A 16,261-nucleotide genomic window follows, 5' to 3' on the forward strand; every position below is an offset into this window, starting at 1 on the left:
TCGGACGTCGACTCAGAAGTCGACGGCGAGGCGGACGGTGACGACGTCACCCAGCTCGAGGCCCTCGGCCCGCCGCACCGCATCCTTGACCGGCACGAGGAAGCGACCGTCCTTGGGAAAGAGCGATGTCGTGAAGTCGGTGTCTCCGATCGACGCGGACACGGGGATGACGCCCCACCCGTACGTCACGAGCGACTTCGCGGCCTCGATGTGTGCCGACTCCTCGTCGGGCACCGGCACGAAGTGGAAGGGCGACGGGCCCTTCCACCAGATCACCTCGCCGTCGAACTCGAACTCCATCCGGTCAGGATAGGAGCGCCGGGCGGCTCTCGAAGCCGTATGCCGCCGCGACGTCACTGCCGAATCCGCGGACCGCGCCCGCGGCTGCCCGTGCCGGACGACACTGGGAGGGCCAGAGCACCGAGCACCAGAGAAGGGGAGGGACCATGGCCGCCGATCCCAGCCGGACGCCGCCGACCTCGACGTCCACCGTCGCAGCGGCGACGCCCGACGGACCACCGGGGCTGCGCGACGCGACGGCGCCCGGCCTGCCGGTGTTCCTGTCGACGGAGCACTGGAGCCTGCTCGGCACGCGCTCGATGACGTGGTCCGAGGTCATGAGCCGCATCAACATCCACCTGACGGTCGTGTCGGCGTTCCTGCTGGTGCTGGCCCTGACGGCGCAGGTGACGGGCTTCGGCACCGCGTTCCGGACCATGGCGATCGGCCTCGCCTCGGCCGCGCTCGTCATGGGCACGCTGACGGCGATCCGGGTCAACCTGGCCAGCCGCGAGGACGCGGACCTCGTGCGCGCGATGAACCGGCTGCGTCACGCCTACGTCGAGCTGGCCCCCGAGCTCGCGCCGTACCTCACGGCCTCGGTCCACGACGACGAGCGCGGCCTCATGCACACGTATGCGCTCGGCCAGCGCCGCAACCTCGTGCTGCACATCGTCGGGAGCACGTCGTTCTTCCTCATGGTCGTCAACACCATCGTCGCAGGGACGCTGGGTGCTCTCATCGCGAGCGCCGTCGGGGCGAGCACGACGGCCGTCGTCGTCACGGGGGTCGTGGTCGGCCTGGCCCATGCCCTGGGACACATGGAGATCGGTCGCCGGGTCTTCGCGGCGCCCAACCTCGACGTCCGGTTCCCGCGTCCGGACTGACGGCCGCCGATACGCCGCATCACCTGTCGGGCCGGTCCGCGGTCTCGCGGACGGCCTCGGCGACGACGTCGACGAGCTGGCCGGTCTTCTCGAGCATGGCTCGCTGCCGCATCGCCCCGTTCCCCTCCTCGCGCAGCCGCGCGAGCCCGTCCTGCACGACCTCGAGGTCGCCGGCGTCCGCGAGCGCGGGGCCGACATGCTCGACGAGGGAGTCGACGACCGACCAGCAGGGGCGGGGCCGCCCGCTGCGCCAGTCGACGAGGTTGCCCTCGATGCCCTCGCGCCCCGCCTGCCACGTCGCCATCCGGAGCAGAAGGGTCGACACCTGGGGTGCCGCGACCCCGCTGGCCCACTCCGCGGCGGCTGTCTCGACGAGGGCACGTGAGAGCGCCGCCATGACGATGGCCTCCTCGACCGTGAAACACACGTCGGCGGCCCGAAGCTCGACCGTCGGGTAGTGCGCAGCCAACCGGGCGTCGAAGTAGACCATGCCCTCGTCGAGGATCACGGAGGTCAGCACCATCTCCCGCACGCGCCGGTGGTAGGCCTCGGCCGAGCCGAAGTAGTCCGTCGGCCCCCAGGACGGCCAACGGGAGAGCACCTGCGACCGATAGCTCGCGTAGCCCGAGTCCTGGCCCCGCCAGAAGGGCGAGTTCGCGCTGAGGGCGAGCAGCACCGGCATCCACACGCGGATCCGGTCGATGACACCGACGCCCTCCTCGTCGCTCTCGACCGACACGTGCACGTGGCACCCGCAGACGAGGTGCTCGCGGGAGGTCAGCTGGTAGCGGTCCTCGATCCACGCGTACCTCGTCGACTTCGCCACGATGGGGTTGACCGGCAACGGCGAGGTGCCGAGCGCAGCCACGTTCGAGCCCGCCGCACGAGCAGCCGCGACGGCCTCCCCACGCCAGTGCCGAAGCTCGCAGCGCAACGTGCTGAGGTCGGCCGCGGGTGCGGTGTGCGTCTCGATCTGCTGCTGCTGGAACTCGCCCTCGACGGCGCCGTGCACCCCGACGCCGGCGACCTCCGGGGGGTGGTGCGCGGCGCGCACGAGCAACCGGCCCGACACGGAGCGTGGACGCCCGTTGCGGATGTCGACGAGGAGCATCTCCTCCTCGACGCCGAGGGTCCGCACCATCACCGTTCCTTCCGTGACGCCACGAAGGCAGTATGCCGCCGGGCCGAGCGGCGCCCGTACACACAGCATGGCGGCCGCGACGCCCGCCTGCGGCACTCGAGGGTCTCGACCTTTCACGTACCCACCTCGCGGTGGCGCGCGTCAGCCGGGCGAGCCAGTGGCCCGGCCCGCATGCCGGACGCCGCAGGGAATGAATGCCGGACGTCGACGTTGTCACCAGATGTCGCCCTGAGCCTCTGGAGGACCGTGTCCACCTCGTCCACGTCCACCTCGTCAACGTCGTCCACCGTCGGGTTCCGCTCTGACCGCGGGCCCATCCTCATCGCCCTGATGCTGTCGACCTCGCTCATCGCGATCGACGCGACGATCCTCGCGACGGCCGTCCCCTCGATCGTCGACGACCTCGGCGGGCTGACCCAGTTCCCGTGGCTCTTCTCCGTCTACCTGCTAGCGCAGGCGGTGTCGGTGCCCGTCTACTCCAAGCTGGCGGACACGCTCGGGCGAAAGCCGGTCGTGCTCGTGGGGATCGGCCTCTTCCTGCTCGGCTCCATCCTCTGCGGCATCGCCTGGGACATGACCTCGCTCATCGTCCTGCGCGCCGTGCAGGGCCTCGGGGCGGGCGCGGTGCTGCCGTTGACGATCACGATCGCCGGCGACATCTACACGGTTGCCGAGCGGGCCAAGACGCAGGGCTACATCGCCTCGGTGTGGGCCGCGTCGTCCGTGGTCGGCCCGTCCCTCGGTGGTGCCTTCGCGCAGTTCCTCTCGTGGCGCTGGATCTTCTTCGTCAACATCCCGCTCTGTCTGCTCGCGGCGGCGATGCTGTGGCGCAGCTACGACGAGTCGGTCGAGCGTCGTCGGCACCGCATCGACTACGCGGGGGCGGCCGTGCTGACGATCGCGCTGACCCTGCTGATCCTCGCCGTCCTCGAGGGCGGCCAGGCGTGGGCGTGGACGTCGTGGCAGAGCATCGGCTCGTTCGCGGTCGGCGCCGTGCTGCTCGCCGCGTTCGTCGCCACCGAGCGGCGGGCCACCGAGCCGGTGCTGCCCCTCGAGATCTTCTCGCGGCGCCTCATCGTCGCGACGTCGCTCATCTCGATCGGGATCGGTGCGGTGCTCGTCGGGCTCACGTCCTACGTGCCGACCTTCCTCGAGCGGACGACCGGTGCGACGCCGCTCGTCGCGGGCCTCGCGGTCGCGGCCCTGACCCTCGGCTGGCCGGTGTCCGCGTCGCAGTCCGGGCGTCTCTACCTGCGCATCGGCTTCCGCCCGACCGCGCTCATCGGTCTCGTCGTGGCGGGCATCGGGTCCCTGGCACTGTGGCTCACGTCGAGCAGCCCGAACGTGTGGTCGACCGCCCTGTCGTGCTTCGTCGTCGGCCTCGGGCTGGGCCTCGTCGCGACGCCGACGCTCATCGCGGCCCAGGCGTCTGTGGCGTGGAACGAGCGCGCGGTCGTCACCGGCTCGAACATGTTCATGCGGTCGGTGGGCAGCGCCGTCGGGGTCGCGATCTTCGGTGCGATCGCGAACGCCGTCATCGCCTCCCGCGGCGGCGACGCGTCGAGCGCCGCTATCCGCGACGGGTCGGCGGCGGTCTTCCTCGCGACGCTCGTGGCGGCAGCCGTCAGCCTCGTCGCCGGGCTGCTCATGCCGCACACGCGCGCCGAGGACGTCGGGCCGGGCTCCCCCACGCCCGGGACGCAGCCCGAGGTCGAGCCCGAGTCCTCCGGCACCTGACCGACGACCCCGCCGCCCGCGGCGGGGGCCTTGTCCCGCAAGGCGACCCGGCGGCATACGGCCGGTGGCTTGTGGCTAGTCGCTGCTGTTGACCAGGCGCAGGACCGCACGCTCGAGCGTGTCCCGGTCGCGCACCCGCACGAGCTCGCCGCGCTCGAGCCGGGCACGGTCGGCCTTCGTCAACCGTGACAGCCCACGGGCGATGGTGCGGCCGACGGAGTACTCGTCGAGGACGCGCGGGTCGACGTACGACCGGCGCGCCACGGCTGGGGTGTTGCCGAGATGCTCGGCGACGACGGTCATCGCGTCCTTCTCGGCGCGCTTGAGCTCGTGCTCGCTCGCCACCCGTCCCGTCTGTGCCAGCGCGACAGCGGCGATCACGGTCGCGGCCCATGTGCGCAGGTCCTTGACGGTGTACTCCTCCCCCACGAGCTCCTTGAAGGCGACGTTGAGGTCGCCGGAACGCAGCTCGTGCCAGCCGCTCGTGTCGCGGTACGCGAGCAGACGCTCGCCCGGATAGCCGCTTCGCTTGAGGGACAAGATGATCCGCGCGAGCGGCTGGTCGGTCATGACGGCTTCACGAGTCACGCCCGACTTGGCCGGGAACTCGAACGTGACGTCCTCGCCGCTCACCGACACGTGCGACCGCAGCAGCGTCGCCACGCCGTGCGACCCGTGCTCGGCCTCGTACTCCTCGCCGCCGCTGCGGAAGAGCCCGGCGTCGAGCATCCGCAGCCCCGCGGCGGTGACGCGTCGCCGTGTCAGGCCGTTGGTACGCAGGTCCGCCGAGATCTGCTTGCGCACGGCGGGCAGCTTGCGCGCGAGGACCAGGACCCGGTCGTGCTTCTCACGGGCCCGCTCCTCGTGCCAGGCCGCGTGGTAGAGGTACTGCCGCCGGCCGGCGTCGTCGGTGCCGACGGCCTGGATGTGGCCGTTGGGGTACGGGCAGATCCACACGTCCTGCCAGGCCGGTGGGATGACGAGGGCCTTGACCCGTTCGCGGGTCTCGGGGTCGACGGCCCGACCGTCGGCGTCGACGTAGCCGAAGCCACTGCCGCGCCGGACGCGCCGGATGCCGGGTTGGTCCAGGTTGCTCCGACGCAGTCTCACGCCGGGGTGATACCCGCTGTCCGCGTCGGGCCAACCCCGATCGCCGGGGGGCTCCCGTCAGGCGGGCCGGACGCCCCCATCAGTCGGTCTCGGGGCTCTCCGGCCGGCTGCCGGCCGTCTCGGAGGTCGCATCGGACGACTCACGCGTGTCGACGGCCTTGTCCGGCCCCTCCGGAGCCGCGACCGGAACGATGTCCGGCACCTCGATCTCCGGCTCGCCGGGAGGCGGCGGAGGGTCCGGCGTGACGGGTGGGAAGACCGATCCGTCGCTCTGCAAGTGTGATTCGTGAGGGGTCACGTCGCTCTACCTATCGCCCCGAGCTGGTTGTTTCTGTGCCTTCACCCATACCCACGCCTCTCGGGGCCGAACCTGTGCGCCCGACGCCCTGGGGGCCGACGTGCCACCCGACATGACCATCCGTCGAGTGGGCACTTTGCACCCGGCCCGGTCGGGCTCACCGGGTGAGTAGGGCGACGCGTCCCTGCTCGCCGGAGGCCCAACAGGCCCCGTCGTCCGTGCACTCGACGGAGTCGAAGCTCCCGCCGTCGAACGTCGACCATGAGCGCCCACCGTCGGCCGAGACGTCCGAGCCCGACGGCCCGACGGCCAGCACCGTGCGCGCCGTGCCGGACACCCACGCCGAGCCGGAACGGTAGCCCGACGGGTTCGTCGTCGACCTCGACCACGTCACGCCGCCGTCGTCGGTCCACGCGGCGTTGTCGACCGAGCCGGTGGGCGTGGCGAAGTCGCCACCGACCATGACACCGCGACGGGCGTCACGGAAGCTCACCGAGAAGATGCCGGCCGACGGGCCGCCTGCGACGGGGCTGTCGGCGACGGTCCACGTACGGCCGTGGTCGGTCGACGTGAAGAGACGACCCGGGTCGACTCCGCCGCTCGCGAGGTAGGTGCGGCCGCCGACCCCGGTCGACAGGCACGTGCCGGACGCGGCGAAGCCGAACTCGCCCGGCAGCGCGTCGGGCATACCGGACGGGTCGACGAGCGACCAGGAGTGGCCGCCGTCCGAGGTCTCGGCCAGTCGGAACCGCCCGTCGACCGGGTCGCTCATCGCGAGCCCGCGCTGGGGCGAGCTGAACGCGATGCAGTCGTAGAAGGCGGTCGGCTCCATGTTGCGGAACGACTCGGCCCACGTCGCGCCACCGTCGTCGGTCACGAGGATGCGCGAGTCATCACCCTCGCCGATCGACAGGATGACGGCGCGCTGCGCGTCGAAGGCCTCGATGTCGCGGAACTGCAGCGCCTCGGTGTCGAGACCGTGCGGACGCACGTCGGTCCACGTCGCGCCGCCGTCGGTCGTGCGCAGCACGGTCCCGTTGGTGCCGCTGACCCACGCGACGTCCTGGGAGACCGGCGCGAGCCCGCGGAAGCGCTCCGTCGTGCCGGTGGGAGTGGCCTTCCAGCTGTATGCCGCCGTGTCGTGCGACGAGACCTCCCGGGCTCCGGCCGCGGACGAGGTGGTCATGAGCGCCGCTGCCGTCGCAGCGACGAGGACGATTCGGGTCACAGTGGTCATACCCGCCGAACCTAGACCCGGCGGCCCGACCGCGCGCGGCGGGCCCGCTACCGACGCAGCCCCTGCCGCCGTCGGCGGCAGGGGCTGCGGAAGAACGGTGGGGTCGGTCAGCGGCCGGTGCCGCCGTAGACGATCGCCTCGTCGGCCGAGTCGAGCCCGAACGCCGTGTGCACGGCACGAACGGCCTCGTCGAGCTGCTCGGCGCGTGTCACCGCTGAGACGCGGATCTCGGAGGTCGAGATCATCTCGATGTTGATGCCGGCCTCGGCGAGAGCGCCGAAGAACTTCGCGGAGACGCCCGGGTGGCTCTTCATGCCGGCGCCGACGAGGGCGATCTTGCCGATCTTGTCGTCGAGGCGCAGGTCCTCGTAGGCGACGTCGTGCTTGATCGACTGGAGCACCTGCATGCCGCGGGCGCCGTCGGCCTGCGGGAGCGTGAAGGAGATGTCGGTCTTCGCCGTCTCGGCGGCCGACACGTTCTGCACGATCATGTCGATGTTGATGCCGGACTCGGCGATCGCGCCGAAGATCTTGGCCGCGACGCCGACCCGGTCGGGCACCCCGACGATGGTGATCTTGGCTTCGCTGCGGTCGTGGGCGATGCCGGCGATGATCGGAGCTTCCACAGCGCCTTCTCCTTCGTAGGGGTTGTCCTTGATCCACGTGCCGGCCTTCTGCGACCAGGACGAGCGCACGTGGATCGGGATGCCGTAGCGGCGGGCGTACTCGACGCAGCGCAGGTGCAGGATCTTGCTGCCGTTGGCGGCGAGGTCGAGCATCTCCTCCATCGACAGGACGTCGAGCTTGCGGGCGCTGGGCAGGATGCGGGGGTCGGCGGTGAAGACGCCGTCGACGTCGGTGTAGATCTCGCAGACGTCGGCCTCGAGGGCGGCCGCGAGCGCGACGGCGGTCGTGTCGGAGCCGCCGCGGCCGAGCGTCGTGATGTCCTTCGTCGTCTGGCTGACGCCCTGGAAGCCGGCGACGATCGCGATGTGGCCAGCGTCGAGCGCGCTCTGGATGCGGCCGGGCGTCACGTCGATGATGCGGGCCGCGCCGTGGGCGTCGTCGGTGATGACGCCGGCCTGGCTGCCGGTGAAGGACCGCGCCTCGGCGCCGAGATGAGCGATGGCCATGGCGACGAGGGCCATCGAGATGCGCTCGCCGGACGTGAGGAGCATGTCGAGCTCACGGGCGGGCGGGGCCGGGGTCACCTGCTCGGCGAGGTCCATCAGCTCGTCGGTCGTGTCTCCCATCGCCGAGACCACGACGCAGACGGAGTGACCGGCGCGCTGCGTCTCGACGATGCGGCGGGCGACGCGCTTGATGGCCTCGGCGTCGGACACGGACGAACCGCCGTACTTCTGGACGACGATGCTCACACTGGCTCCGGATCTGCTCGGTGGTCTGCGGTGCCATCGAGTCTAGGCTCGCGCACGCAGCGTCCATCCGGGCGTCGCGATGGTGAGATGTGCGCGGATTCGTCCCCGAGACCGTACGTTCTTGCGCAGGCTACGGGTGCAGCGCGTCGAACTCCGCCTCGCCGGCCGTCTCCTCGTCCACGTCGAGACGCAGGTGGGACAGGATCGACAGGAGGGCGCGCAGCGCCATCAGGGCCCGGTCGCCCCACTCGGACAGGTAGCTGAACTGCCACCACCACAGCGCCTCGGTCGTGCGGCCCGCTGCGTAGTGCTTGAGGCCGTGGCTCAGGGCGACCGCGATGTCGACGAGGTCGTTGGTGATCGAGCCGTCGGCACGCTCGGACGACGTGATGGGGTCGACGACGTAGACGTAGTCGTCGATGCCGGCGAAGACGTTGGCGAGGCCGGTGCGCAGCGGGTCGGCGTCGTCGTCGGCGGCGTCAGGCTCGAAGCGGTCCTCGGGCACGACATCCTGGATGGCCCCGAGCCGCGCGCCGGCGACGAGCACCTGCGAGAGCGCGAGCGTCAGCACCGGCAGGGCCGTCTCGGGTGAGCTGCCCGAGGCGACCTCGGTGACCGAGGTGAGGAAGGCGCTCGCCTCCGCGGCCGTGAGGACGGCGAGGCCGCCGAGGTCGTCGACGGCGTTCGCGTCGCTGGCGTCGGTGGCTGGGCTGGACATCGCGTCACTCCCTGGTCTGGCCCCTGCGTATGCGGTGGGGCCGGCTTCGTTGCGGTGCGCCCAGTCTGCCGTCTGGCTGTGAGCCGCGTCGACCCAGCCCCCGCGTCTTCCCTGGGTGGCTGCCCTCGAGCTGCCCTAGACGGGCGGCTCAGGCGTCGACGCGGCGCCGGCCCTCGAAGGCACGGCCCAGGGTCACCTCGTCGGCGTACTCGAGGTCGCCACCGACGGGAAGGCCCGACGCGAGCCGGGTCACGGTGACACCGACGTCGCGCAGCAGTCGCGAGAGGTAGGTCGCGGTCGCCTCGCCCTCGAGGTTCGGGTCGGTCGCGATGATGACCTCCTCCACCTCACCCGAGGCGAGACGCGTCATCAGCTCACGGACGCGCAGGTCGTCGGGACCGATGCCGTCGATGGGGCTGATCGCGCCACCGAGCACGTGGTAGGTGCCGCGGAACTCGCGCGTGCGCTCGACCGCGACGACGTCCTTGGGCTCCTCGACGACACAGATCGCGGTGTGGTCGCGGCGCGGGTCGGCGCAGATGCGGCACTTCTCGGCCTGCGCGACGTTGCCGCAGTCCTCGCAGAAACGGACCTTCGCCTTGACCTCGGTGAGCGCGGTGACGAGGCGCGCGACCTCGTCGGCGTCGGCCTGGAGCAGGTGGAAGGCGATGCGCTGCGCGCTCTTGGGACCCACGCCGGGCAGTCGTCCGAGCTCGTCGATGAGGTCCTGCACCGCGCCTTCGTACACACCGCAACCCTATGCCTCGCAAAGCCCACCTGCGGACCGCCGCACCGGTCTAGCGTGGCGAGAGACGTCGTCGGATCGAGGTGGCACCGTGCAGGACCACGTGCAGGACCACGTGCGGGACCACGTGCGTGACCGGGCCGTTTCCCGGCGCAGCGAGCGGATCCGGGCCGCGGCGCCCTTCCGGATGCTCTTCGACTTCCTCAACACGTCGGGCTACCAGGAGCGGCGGCACGAACCGGGCGTCTGCGACCTGACCTTCGGCGACCCGCACGAGCTGCAGATGCCGGCGTACGTCGACGCCCTCCGCGAGGCCGCCGTGCCGCAGGACGAGCTGTGGTTCGCCTACAAGCAGAGCGAGCTGACCGCGCAGCAGGCCGCCGCGACGGCACTGCGCCGGGTCGTCCCCCTCGACTGGACGGCGGACGACGTCCGGATGACGACCGGCGGCTTCGGCGCCATCACCGTCGGCATGAAGGCCGTGGCGGACCCGGGCGACGAGGTCGTCTACACGCTGCCGCCGTGGTTCCTCTACGAGGGGATCGCGCTCGAGGCGGGTCTTGTCCCGGTCAAGGTGCCGGCGCGCCAGCCGAGCTTCGACCTCGACCTCGAGGCCATCGCCGCCGCCATCACGCCGCGGACGCGGATCGTCGTCGTCAACACCCCGAACAACCCCAGCGGCCGCGTCTACCCGCCCGCGACGCTGACCGCGCTCAGCAGCCTGCTCGAGCAGGCCTCGGCCCGCCACGGCCGGCGCATCTGGCTGATCTCCGACGAGCCCTACAACCGCATCGTCTTCGAGGGCGTCGACTTCCACAGCCCCGCGGAGTTCTACCCGTGGACCATGCTCTGCTACAGCTACGGCAAGACGCTGCTCGCGCCCGGCCAGCGCGTCGGCTACCTGGCCATCCCGCCCGGGCTGGCCGAGGCGGACGAGCTCATGGAGGCGGTGGGCACCCTTCAGATCGCCGGCGGCTGGCTCTTCCCGAACGCCGTCATGCAGTATGCGGTGCCGCGCCTCGAGGAGCTGTCGATCGACGTGCCCGCCCTCCAGCGCAAGCGGGACCGGCTCGTCGACGCGCTGCGTGAGATCGGCTACCGGGTCAACGTCCCCGAAGGCACCTTCTACCTCTGGCCCGAGTCACCGGTCCCCGACGACGTGTCCTTCGTCGACGACCTGGCCCGGCGCGGCGTCCTCGTCATGCCGGGCACGCTGTTCGAGACCCCGGGGTGGTTCCGGATCTGCCTCACGGCGACCGCCGAGACGATCGAGGCCGCGATCCCGCGGCTCCGCGAGGCCTACGTGCACGCGACCGCGGGTCAGGCCGTCCGAAGCTGACCGGTGCGGCCCGCCCCCGCCCGAGCCCAACACGGAGAGTCTCGAGTCAGGCGCCGCCGTCGGCGAGCGCGCCCTCCCAGCGCTGCTCGATGCGGCCGAACCGCCAGATCGCCAGCGCGACGAGCCACGTCACGACGAAGAGCCCGACGATCCAGAAGCCGACGTCCGCGAGCTCGATGCCACCGACCCACGCAAGCAACCCGGCCGTGACGCCGAGCCTCTCCGCAAGAAGCCCCCCGAGCTCGATGACGCCGATGACGAGCGCGACCGCGACCGACAGCGACGTGATGGCGATGTTGTAGTAGATCTTGCGCACCGGCCGGCTGAAGGCCCAGCCGTAGGCGACGTTCATGAACGTGCCGTCGATGCTGTCGAGGAGCGACATGCCCGCGGCGAAGAGCACCGGAAGGGTCAGCACGGCATACCAGGGCAGGTCGGCGGCGGCGGCGCCACCGGCGATGACGAGCAGCCCCACCTCGGTCACGGTGTCGAAGCCCAGCCCGAAGAGCAGCCCGACGGGGTACATGTGCCACGGCTCCGTGACCGCGCGCGTGACCCGGCCGAGGACGCGGTTGAGCAGACCACGCTTGTCGAGCTGCCGCTCGAGCTCCGCCTCGTCGTAGTGGCCGGCACGCATCCGGCGGAAGACCTTGAGGATGCCGACGAGCGCCGTGAGGTTGACCAGGCCGATGAGCAGGAGGAAGACACCCGAGACCGTCGTGCCCCAGACAGCGGTCACCTGCTGGAGGGTCGAGCCGTCGTCCTCGAGGGCACCGGCGAGGGCGCGGATGCCGAACGCCAGGAGCATGACCATGATGAAGACGACGGACGAGTGGCCGAGGCTGAACCAGAAGCCGACGCTCAGTGGGCGCCGGCCCTCGGTCATGAGCTTGCGCGTCGTGTTGTCGATGGCCGCGATGTGGTCGGCGTCGAAGGCGTGTCGCATCCCCAGCGTGTAGGCCGTGACGCCGAGCCCGACGCCGAAGAGCTGGCCGGCGACGCGGTACTCCTCCGGCACGACGACGAGGACGAGCAGTCCCCAGCCGACGACGTGGAGCAGCGCGATGAAGCCGGCCATCGCGACGAGGCTGCGGCGCTCCTCGCGGCCGAGGCGCGTGAGCAGCGGCGGGCGAGGCGTGCGGGTCGCGGCGGTCGTCGACGGTGCGGTCACACCTGAAGACTAGATGCGACTGGGTCGCATCTGCACGGAAACCCCGCAGTTCCGCTCAGGCGGACGGCTCACCGCCCGGCACCTCGTTGTACGCGTCGACGCGTTCCTGGCCGGACAGCTCAGCGATCGCCTCCATGACCCGGTCGGTCAGCTGCCGGCGAGCCTTCCCCGCAGGTACACCCGCATACTCCTCGACGCCGATCGGCTTGCCGAAGCGCACGGTCACCTTGGCGAGCCTGGGAAAGCTCGCCCCGACCGGCTGGATGTCCTCGGTGCCGATGAGCCCGACCGGGACGATCGGGACCTGGGCGGTGAGCGCCAGCCACGCGACGCCCGTGCGGCCCCGGTAGAGCCGGCCGTCGCGTGAGCGCGTGCCCTCCGGGTAGATGCCGAAGGCATCGCCGGCCTTGAGCACCTCGAGCGCCGTGTCGAGGCTCTCCTGCGCCGCCGTGGGCGAGTGCCGGTCCACGGGCACCATCCCGACCGCGGTGAAGAACCCCTTGCGCAGCAGACCGCCGACGCCCTTGCCGGTCCAGTACTCCTCCTTGGCCAGGAACCGCACCTGGCGCGGCGACGCGAGCGGGATCGCGAAGGAGTCGATGAACGACAGGTGGTTGCTCGCCACGATGACGCCGCCCTCGCGGGGGATGTTCTCCTTGCCCTCGATCGTGGGGCGGTACAGCGCGTGCGACAGCGGGTACAGGACGTTGCGCCCGAGGCTGTAGAACATGGGCCACAGCCTAGGGTGCTCGACGCACGGCCGGGATGGCGTGTCACGCCACCACCCCGGCCGTCGCTCACTCGGCGCTCACCCGGCACTCACGCCTTGGTGTGCCGCCCATCCGGGCCGGGTGGAGCCGGCCGCTCCGTCACGGGGTCACCGTCCCGCTCGCGCACCGCACGCTCGTGCCGTCGAACGCGGGGCTCGTCATCGCGGCGCAGTTCGTCCACGGCCCTGCGCTGACGCCCTTGGCGTCGAAGCTGACCGTGTGCGAGCCGGCGGTCCCCGGCACGCTTCCGACGACGAGCTGGGTGCCGTTGGCGGGCGGGGTACCGGTGCCGTTGTAGTAGGTGTTCTGCCCCCTCGACCCGGAGCTGTTCTCCGCGCCGACGGTGAGGAACCCGCCGTCACCGTTGCCCTGGATCGTCCCGAAGGCGTACGAGACGTCGGTGCCGGGGTGGGCATCGCCGTTGATGCCGATCCAGGTCTGGAACGACGCGAGGCGCGGCTGGCTGAACTCCCGGACACCCTCCCAGTCGACGACGATCCACGTGTCTTGGCCGTCGGTCAGGGTGCTGACGCGCAGCGCTCCGGCAGCGGCGGGGTTGAGGTCGGTCCAGAACGGCGCGAGGACGTTGTTCGGCCGGTTCGGGTTCGGGAAGCTCTGGTTGTTGATGGAGTTGTCCTCCCCCGCCCCGCCGCCGACGACGACGTAACCGTTGCTCGACACACCGAGCCGCGTGTACGTCTGTCCTCCGAAGGTGAAGCCGGGTCCGTCGAAGTTCGTGATGGTGTCGTCACCCACGCCATCGGTCGGCGCGATCCCGAAGGCCGACAACGGCAGGTACCCACCGCCCGGGGACGATCCCGGAGCGACGGTCACGGTGGGCGGGTCGGTGGCCGGCACGGTGCCGTTGAACGTCACGGTGTTGCCGGCGAGCGTCCCTCCCGTCACCGAGGCGTCGACGACGTCGAGCCGCGAGGGCACCTGGTCGACGATGCTGACCGTCGCGTCGACGAACGCCGGGTTCGTCGCCGTGATCGTGCACGAGGTGTTCGCGCCGACGGCGAGGGTCTGCGGGGTACAGGTCTTGTCCAGCGTGATCGACGCCTGGCCGCGGACGACCGTGATCGGGAAGACGATGCGGTGACCGGGCGCGTCGGACAGGGTGACCTGCGCGTGGCGCACGGCGCCGTCGGCGAGGCCGACTCCGTCGAGAGCGATCGTGAACGCACCGTTGCCGTTCGCAGGCAGTGTCAGCGAGGACGGGACGGTGACCTTGAGGTCACTGGGCGCCGAGACGCTGAGCTTCCACTTGGCCGACCTGTTCGTCTCGTTGTGGAGCGTGCGCTGGACCGTGAGCCGTCCGGCCAGTGAGGGGACGTAGAGGCTCGGATAGTTCGCGTTCCACAGACTGTCTTCGAGGGCGACGTAGTCGGCACCGCTCTCGTCGAAGGTTGCGCCCGGGTCACCCGCCTTGTTGAGGCGGATCCGGCCCGAGCCGCGGTCGAAGGGAGTCGTCGGGGAGACGCCGTCGTTGTTTCGCACGTCGGTCGTCGAGGACGTCATGAGGGCCGACTTGATCTGGCCGGGCGTCCAGTCAGGGTGCAGGGCGGCCAGCAACGCTCCGCTGCCGGTCACGTGCGGGCTCGACATCGAGGTCCCGGCAATGCTCTGGAAGGTCTGTCCGGGGGGTCCGCCTACGTCCGTGGCGGGCGCTGGTGTTGCGGCCGCGAGGATCTGCAGGCCGGGCGCGGTCACGTCGGGCTTGCTGACTCCAAGGCTCTGACCGGCCCCACCGCGTGAGCTGAACGCCGTCATCTCGTCACCCTGGACCGTGCGCGACGTCGGGTTGGCCCACTGTGCGGTGACGCCCGGGTGTGCCTCGAGGAACGCGAGCAGGGCGCTGCCGGCGGTGTTCTCGAGGTGCACGGTCGGCACCCAGTGGTTGTCGGTGAACTCGTTGAGGCGCGCCGCGTTGTAGAGCAGCATGCCCGCGCCGCCACCATCGGCGACGACCTTGCTCTTGAGCACGCGGCCGGGCCCGCGCTGGCAGACGACGATCTTGCCGGTGGCCGCACCGGCGGTGATCGGCGTGGTGCAGAGGGCGTCCGACCCGACGGCGGTGGCCAGCACGACGGGTGTCGCCGTACCGATGCCCGGCGTGACCGACGAGCCGACGAGGCTCAGGGTCGCGCCGTCCGTCGACGTGAGCTGCACGGTCGACTGGAAGTGCCGGTTCGTCGTGCTCGCACCCACCGTGGTCACCCACGGGCCGCGGTGGTCGACGGTGTCGGGCCCGGGGCCGGAGTTGCCTGCCGATGCGGACACGAAGACGCCCGCGTTGTACGCGTCGAGGAAGGCGAGCTCGACGGCATCGGCGTACGGGTTCGAGCCGCCGCTGATCGAGAAGTTGATGACGTCGACGTTGTCGGTGATCGCCTTCTGGACCGCTGCGACGGAGTCGCTCTGGAAGCAGCCCTGGTCGCCGCACACCTTGTACGCCATGACGTGCGAACGCGGGGCGATGCCGCTCACGATGCCGCGCACGAGACCGAGGATGCTGGCCGCGACGGTGCGGTTGCCCGCCGAGGTGCTTGCAGTGTGCGAGCCGTGGCCGTTGTCGTCGCGCGCCGTCGTGAACTCGGTCGGCAGGAGACCGACGACGGCGTCGTAGGTCGCCATGAAGCGGTCGGCGCCGATGAGCTTGTTGTTGCACGCGAAGGCGGGACCCGGGCTGGCCCCGCCGCTGAACTCGCAGGCTCGGGTGCCCGACAGCGTCGCCTTCGGGGCGGCGTACGCCTTGCCTGCCGGATCGGGGTCGGAGAAGGAGGGGTGCTCGGGCCAGACGCCGGTGTCGAGGACGCCGACGATGACGCCCTCGCCCGCCTTCGACTGCCCGCCCAGGCTCTGCCACAGCACGGGTGCGCCGATGAAGCCGGGGGACACATCGGTCTGCGGCTGCTCGACACGGTCGGGCAGCACGGCCGCGACGCCAGCGGTGCCGACGAGGCCGGCCATCTCCTCGGGTCGTACGAGCATCGAGACGCCGCCGAAGACGAGGTCGTACCTTCCGACGACCTTGGCGCTCGGTGCCTTCGCCTTGGCCGCCTTCTCGAAGGCGGCCTGCTTCTGCTTGACGTGGGCGAGGTACGCGCGGCTTGCCCTCGACGTGGGGTCGAAGGGCCGGCCTGTGGCTCTGGCGCTCGTGGGCGGGAAGCCCTTGAGGTGTCCGTCGTAGCTGACCACAGGCTGGTCATCGAGCTTCACCAGCACGGACACGAGGCCCGACCGGGTGCGCGGGCTGGCCGCGACCACCTTGTCGAGGTCGGACGACACCGTCGAGACCTTGGCGCTCGGAGCGAGCGCATGGGCGGTGAAGCGCGACGGGTCGGGCTTCCCGTCGCCGGCTGCGGCGGGACCACCGGCAGTCAGCGTGGCGAGGACGACGGCCGCGCCGGAGGCGACGGCGGCGAATGCACGGTACGGACGAGACAT

General features: G+C 71.1%; 14 protein-coding genes. 3 read left to right on the forward strand and 11 right to left on the reverse strand.

Annotated elements, in window-relative coordinates; translation table 11 throughout:
- Positions 1-12: 12 nt before the first annotated feature.
- On the reverse strand, positions 13-300 hold the full coding sequence (locus ACFQU3_RS13975) for a DUF1905 domain-containing protein (RefSeq protein ID WP_385910740.1): 288 nt from the start codon (positions 298-300) through the stop codon (positions 13-15).
- A 146-nt stretch (positions 301-446) separates the two neighbouring features.
- Between ACFQU3_RS13975 and ACFQU3_RS13980 the strand changes: the two genes are divergently transcribed.
- Positions 447-1,166 (forward strand): hypothetical protein, encoded by a 720-nt coding sequence (locus ACFQU3_RS13980; protein ID WP_385910742.1) that lies wholly within the window; start codon positions 447-449, stop codon positions 1,164-1,166.
- A gap of 19 nt (positions 1,167-1,185) precedes the next feature.
- Here ACFQU3_RS13980 and ACFQU3_RS13985 read toward each other — a convergent pair whose 3' ends face one another.
- Positions 1,186-2,307 carry a glutamate--cysteine ligase gene (locus tag ACFQU3_RS13985; protein ID WP_385910743.1) on the reverse strand — a complete coding sequence of 374 codons (1,122 nt, stop codon included), beginning with the start codon at positions 2,305-2,307 and terminating at the stop codon, positions 1,186-1,188.
- 330 nt (positions 2,308-2,637) lie between these two features.
- Here ACFQU3_RS13985 and ACFQU3_RS13990 point away from each other — a divergent pair, with 330 nt between their 5' ends.
- Positions 2,638-4,044, forward strand: coding sequence for an MDR family MFS transporter (locus tag ACFQU3_RS13990; protein WP_385911066.1), 1,407 nt, complete (start codon positions 2,638-2,640; stop codon positions 4,042-4,044).
- Between the two features lie 75 nt (positions 4,045-4,119).
- Here ACFQU3_RS13990 and ACFQU3_RS13995 read toward each other — a convergent pair whose 3' ends face one another.
- The 6 genes from ACFQU3_RS13995 to recR all read right to left on the reverse strand — a co-directional run bounded on the left by ACFQU3_RS13995 (position 4,120) and on the right by recR (position 9,534).
- On the reverse strand, positions 4,120-5,154 hold the full coding sequence (locus tag ACFQU3_RS13995) for a DNA topoisomerase IB (RefSeq protein ID WP_385910745.1): 1,035 nt from the start codon (positions 5,152-5,154) through the stop codon (positions 4,120-4,122).
- Positions 5,155-5,233: 79 nt separating this feature from the next.
- Positions 5,234-5,431, reverse strand: a complete 198-nt coding sequence (locus ACFQU3_RS14000) for a hypothetical protein (RefSeq protein WP_385910747.1) — start codon at positions 5,429-5,431, stop codon at positions 5,234-5,236.
- A gap of 178 nt (positions 5,432-5,609) precedes the next feature.
- On the reverse strand, positions 5,610-6,689 hold the full coding sequence (locus tag ACFQU3_RS14005; protein ID WP_385910749.1) for a WD40/YVTN/BNR-like repeat-containing protein: 1,080 nt from the start codon (positions 6,687-6,689) through the stop codon (positions 5,610-5,612).
- Between the two features lie 107 nt (positions 6,690-6,796).
- Positions 6,797-8,068, reverse strand: a complete 1,272-nt coding sequence (locus ACFQU3_RS14010; RefSeq protein ID WP_385910751.1) for an aspartate kinase — start codon at positions 8,066-8,068, stop codon at positions 6,797-6,799.
- 130 nt (positions 8,069-8,198) lie between these two features.
- Positions 8,199-8,786 (reverse strand): DUF5063 domain-containing protein, encoded by a 588-nt coding sequence (locus tag ACFQU3_RS14015; RefSeq protein WP_385910753.1) that lies wholly within the window; start codon positions 8,784-8,786, stop codon positions 8,199-8,201.
- A gap of 148 nt (positions 8,787-8,934) precedes the next feature.
- The gene (recR, locus tag ACFQU3_RS14020; protein ID WP_385910755.1) at positions 8,935-9,534 is read right to left on the reverse strand and encodes a recombination mediator RecR; all 600 of its coding nucleotides are present in this window, start codon (positions 9,532-9,534) and stop codon (positions 8,935-8,937) included.
- Between the two features lie 88 nt (positions 9,535-9,622).
- Between recR and ACFQU3_RS14025 the strand changes: the two genes are divergently transcribed.
- Complete coding sequence (locus ACFQU3_RS14025; protein WP_385910757.1) at positions 9,623-10,870, forward strand: aminotransferase class I/II-fold pyridoxal phosphate-dependent enzyme; 1,248 nt, start codon at positions 9,623-9,625, stop codon at positions 10,868-10,870.
- Between the two features lie 46 nt (positions 10,871-10,916).
- On the opposite strand, the gene ACFQU3_RS14030 is transcribed toward ACFQU3_RS14025, so the two are convergent.
- The 3 genes from ACFQU3_RS14030 to ACFQU3_RS14040 form a co-directional block, all read right to left on the reverse strand.
- Complete coding sequence (locus tag ACFQU3_RS14030) at positions 10,917-12,041, reverse strand: HoxN/HupN/NixA family nickel/cobalt transporter (RefSeq protein ID WP_385910759.1); 1,125 nt, start codon at positions 12,039-12,041, stop codon at positions 10,917-10,919.
- A 55-nt stretch (positions 12,042-12,096) separates the two neighbouring features.
- Complete coding sequence (locus ACFQU3_RS14035) at positions 12,097-12,771, reverse strand: lysophospholipid acyltransferase family protein (protein WP_385910761.1); 675 nt, start codon at positions 12,769-12,771, stop codon at positions 12,097-12,099.
- A 139-nt stretch (positions 12,772-12,910) separates the two neighbouring features.
- Positions 12,911-16,261 carry a S8 family serine peptidase gene (locus ACFQU3_RS14040; RefSeq protein WP_385910763.1) on the reverse strand — a complete coding sequence of 1,117 codons (3,351 nt, stop codon included), beginning with the start codon at positions 16,259-16,261 and terminating at the stop codon, positions 12,911-12,913.

Source organism: Terrabacter sp. GCM10028922 (genome assembly GCF_042666095.1).
Lineage (GTDB): Bacteria > Actinomycetota > Actinomycetes > Actinomycetales > Dermatophilaceae > Terrabacter.

Coding starts and splice junctions, on each gene's coding strand:
- ACFQU3_RS14035 (WP_385910761.1), bottom strand. CDS start 12,771: ATGTTCTACAGCCTCGGGCGCAACGTCCTGTACCCGCTGTCGCACGCG.
- ACFQU3_RS14015 (WP_385910753.1), bottom strand. CDS start 8,786: ATGTCCAGCCCAGCCACCGACGCCAGCGACGCGAACGCCGTCGACGAC.
- ACFQU3_RS13985 (WP_385910743.1), bottom strand. CDS start 2,307: ATGGTGCGGACCCTCGGCGTCGAGGAGGAGATGCTCCTCGTCGACATC.
- ACFQU3_RS14040 (WP_385910763.1), bottom strand. CDS start 16,261: ATGTCTCGTCCGTACCGTGCATTCGCCGCCGTCGCCTCCGGCGCGGCC.
- ACFQU3_RS13990 (WP_385911066.1), top strand. CDS start 2,638: ATGCTGTCGACCTCGCTCATCGCGATCGACGCGACGATCCTCGCGACG.
- ACFQU3_RS13975 (WP_385910740.1), bottom strand. CDS start 300: ATGGAGTTCGAGTTCGACGGCGAGGTGATCTGGTGGAAGGGCCCGTCG.
- ACFQU3_RS13980 (WP_385910742.1), top strand. CDS start 447: ATGGCCGCCGATCCCAGCCGGACGCCGCCGACCTCGACGTCCACCGTC.
- ACFQU3_RS14005 (WP_385910749.1), bottom strand. CDS start 6,689: ATGACCACTGTGACCCGAATCGTCCTCGTCGCTGCGACGGCAGCGGCG.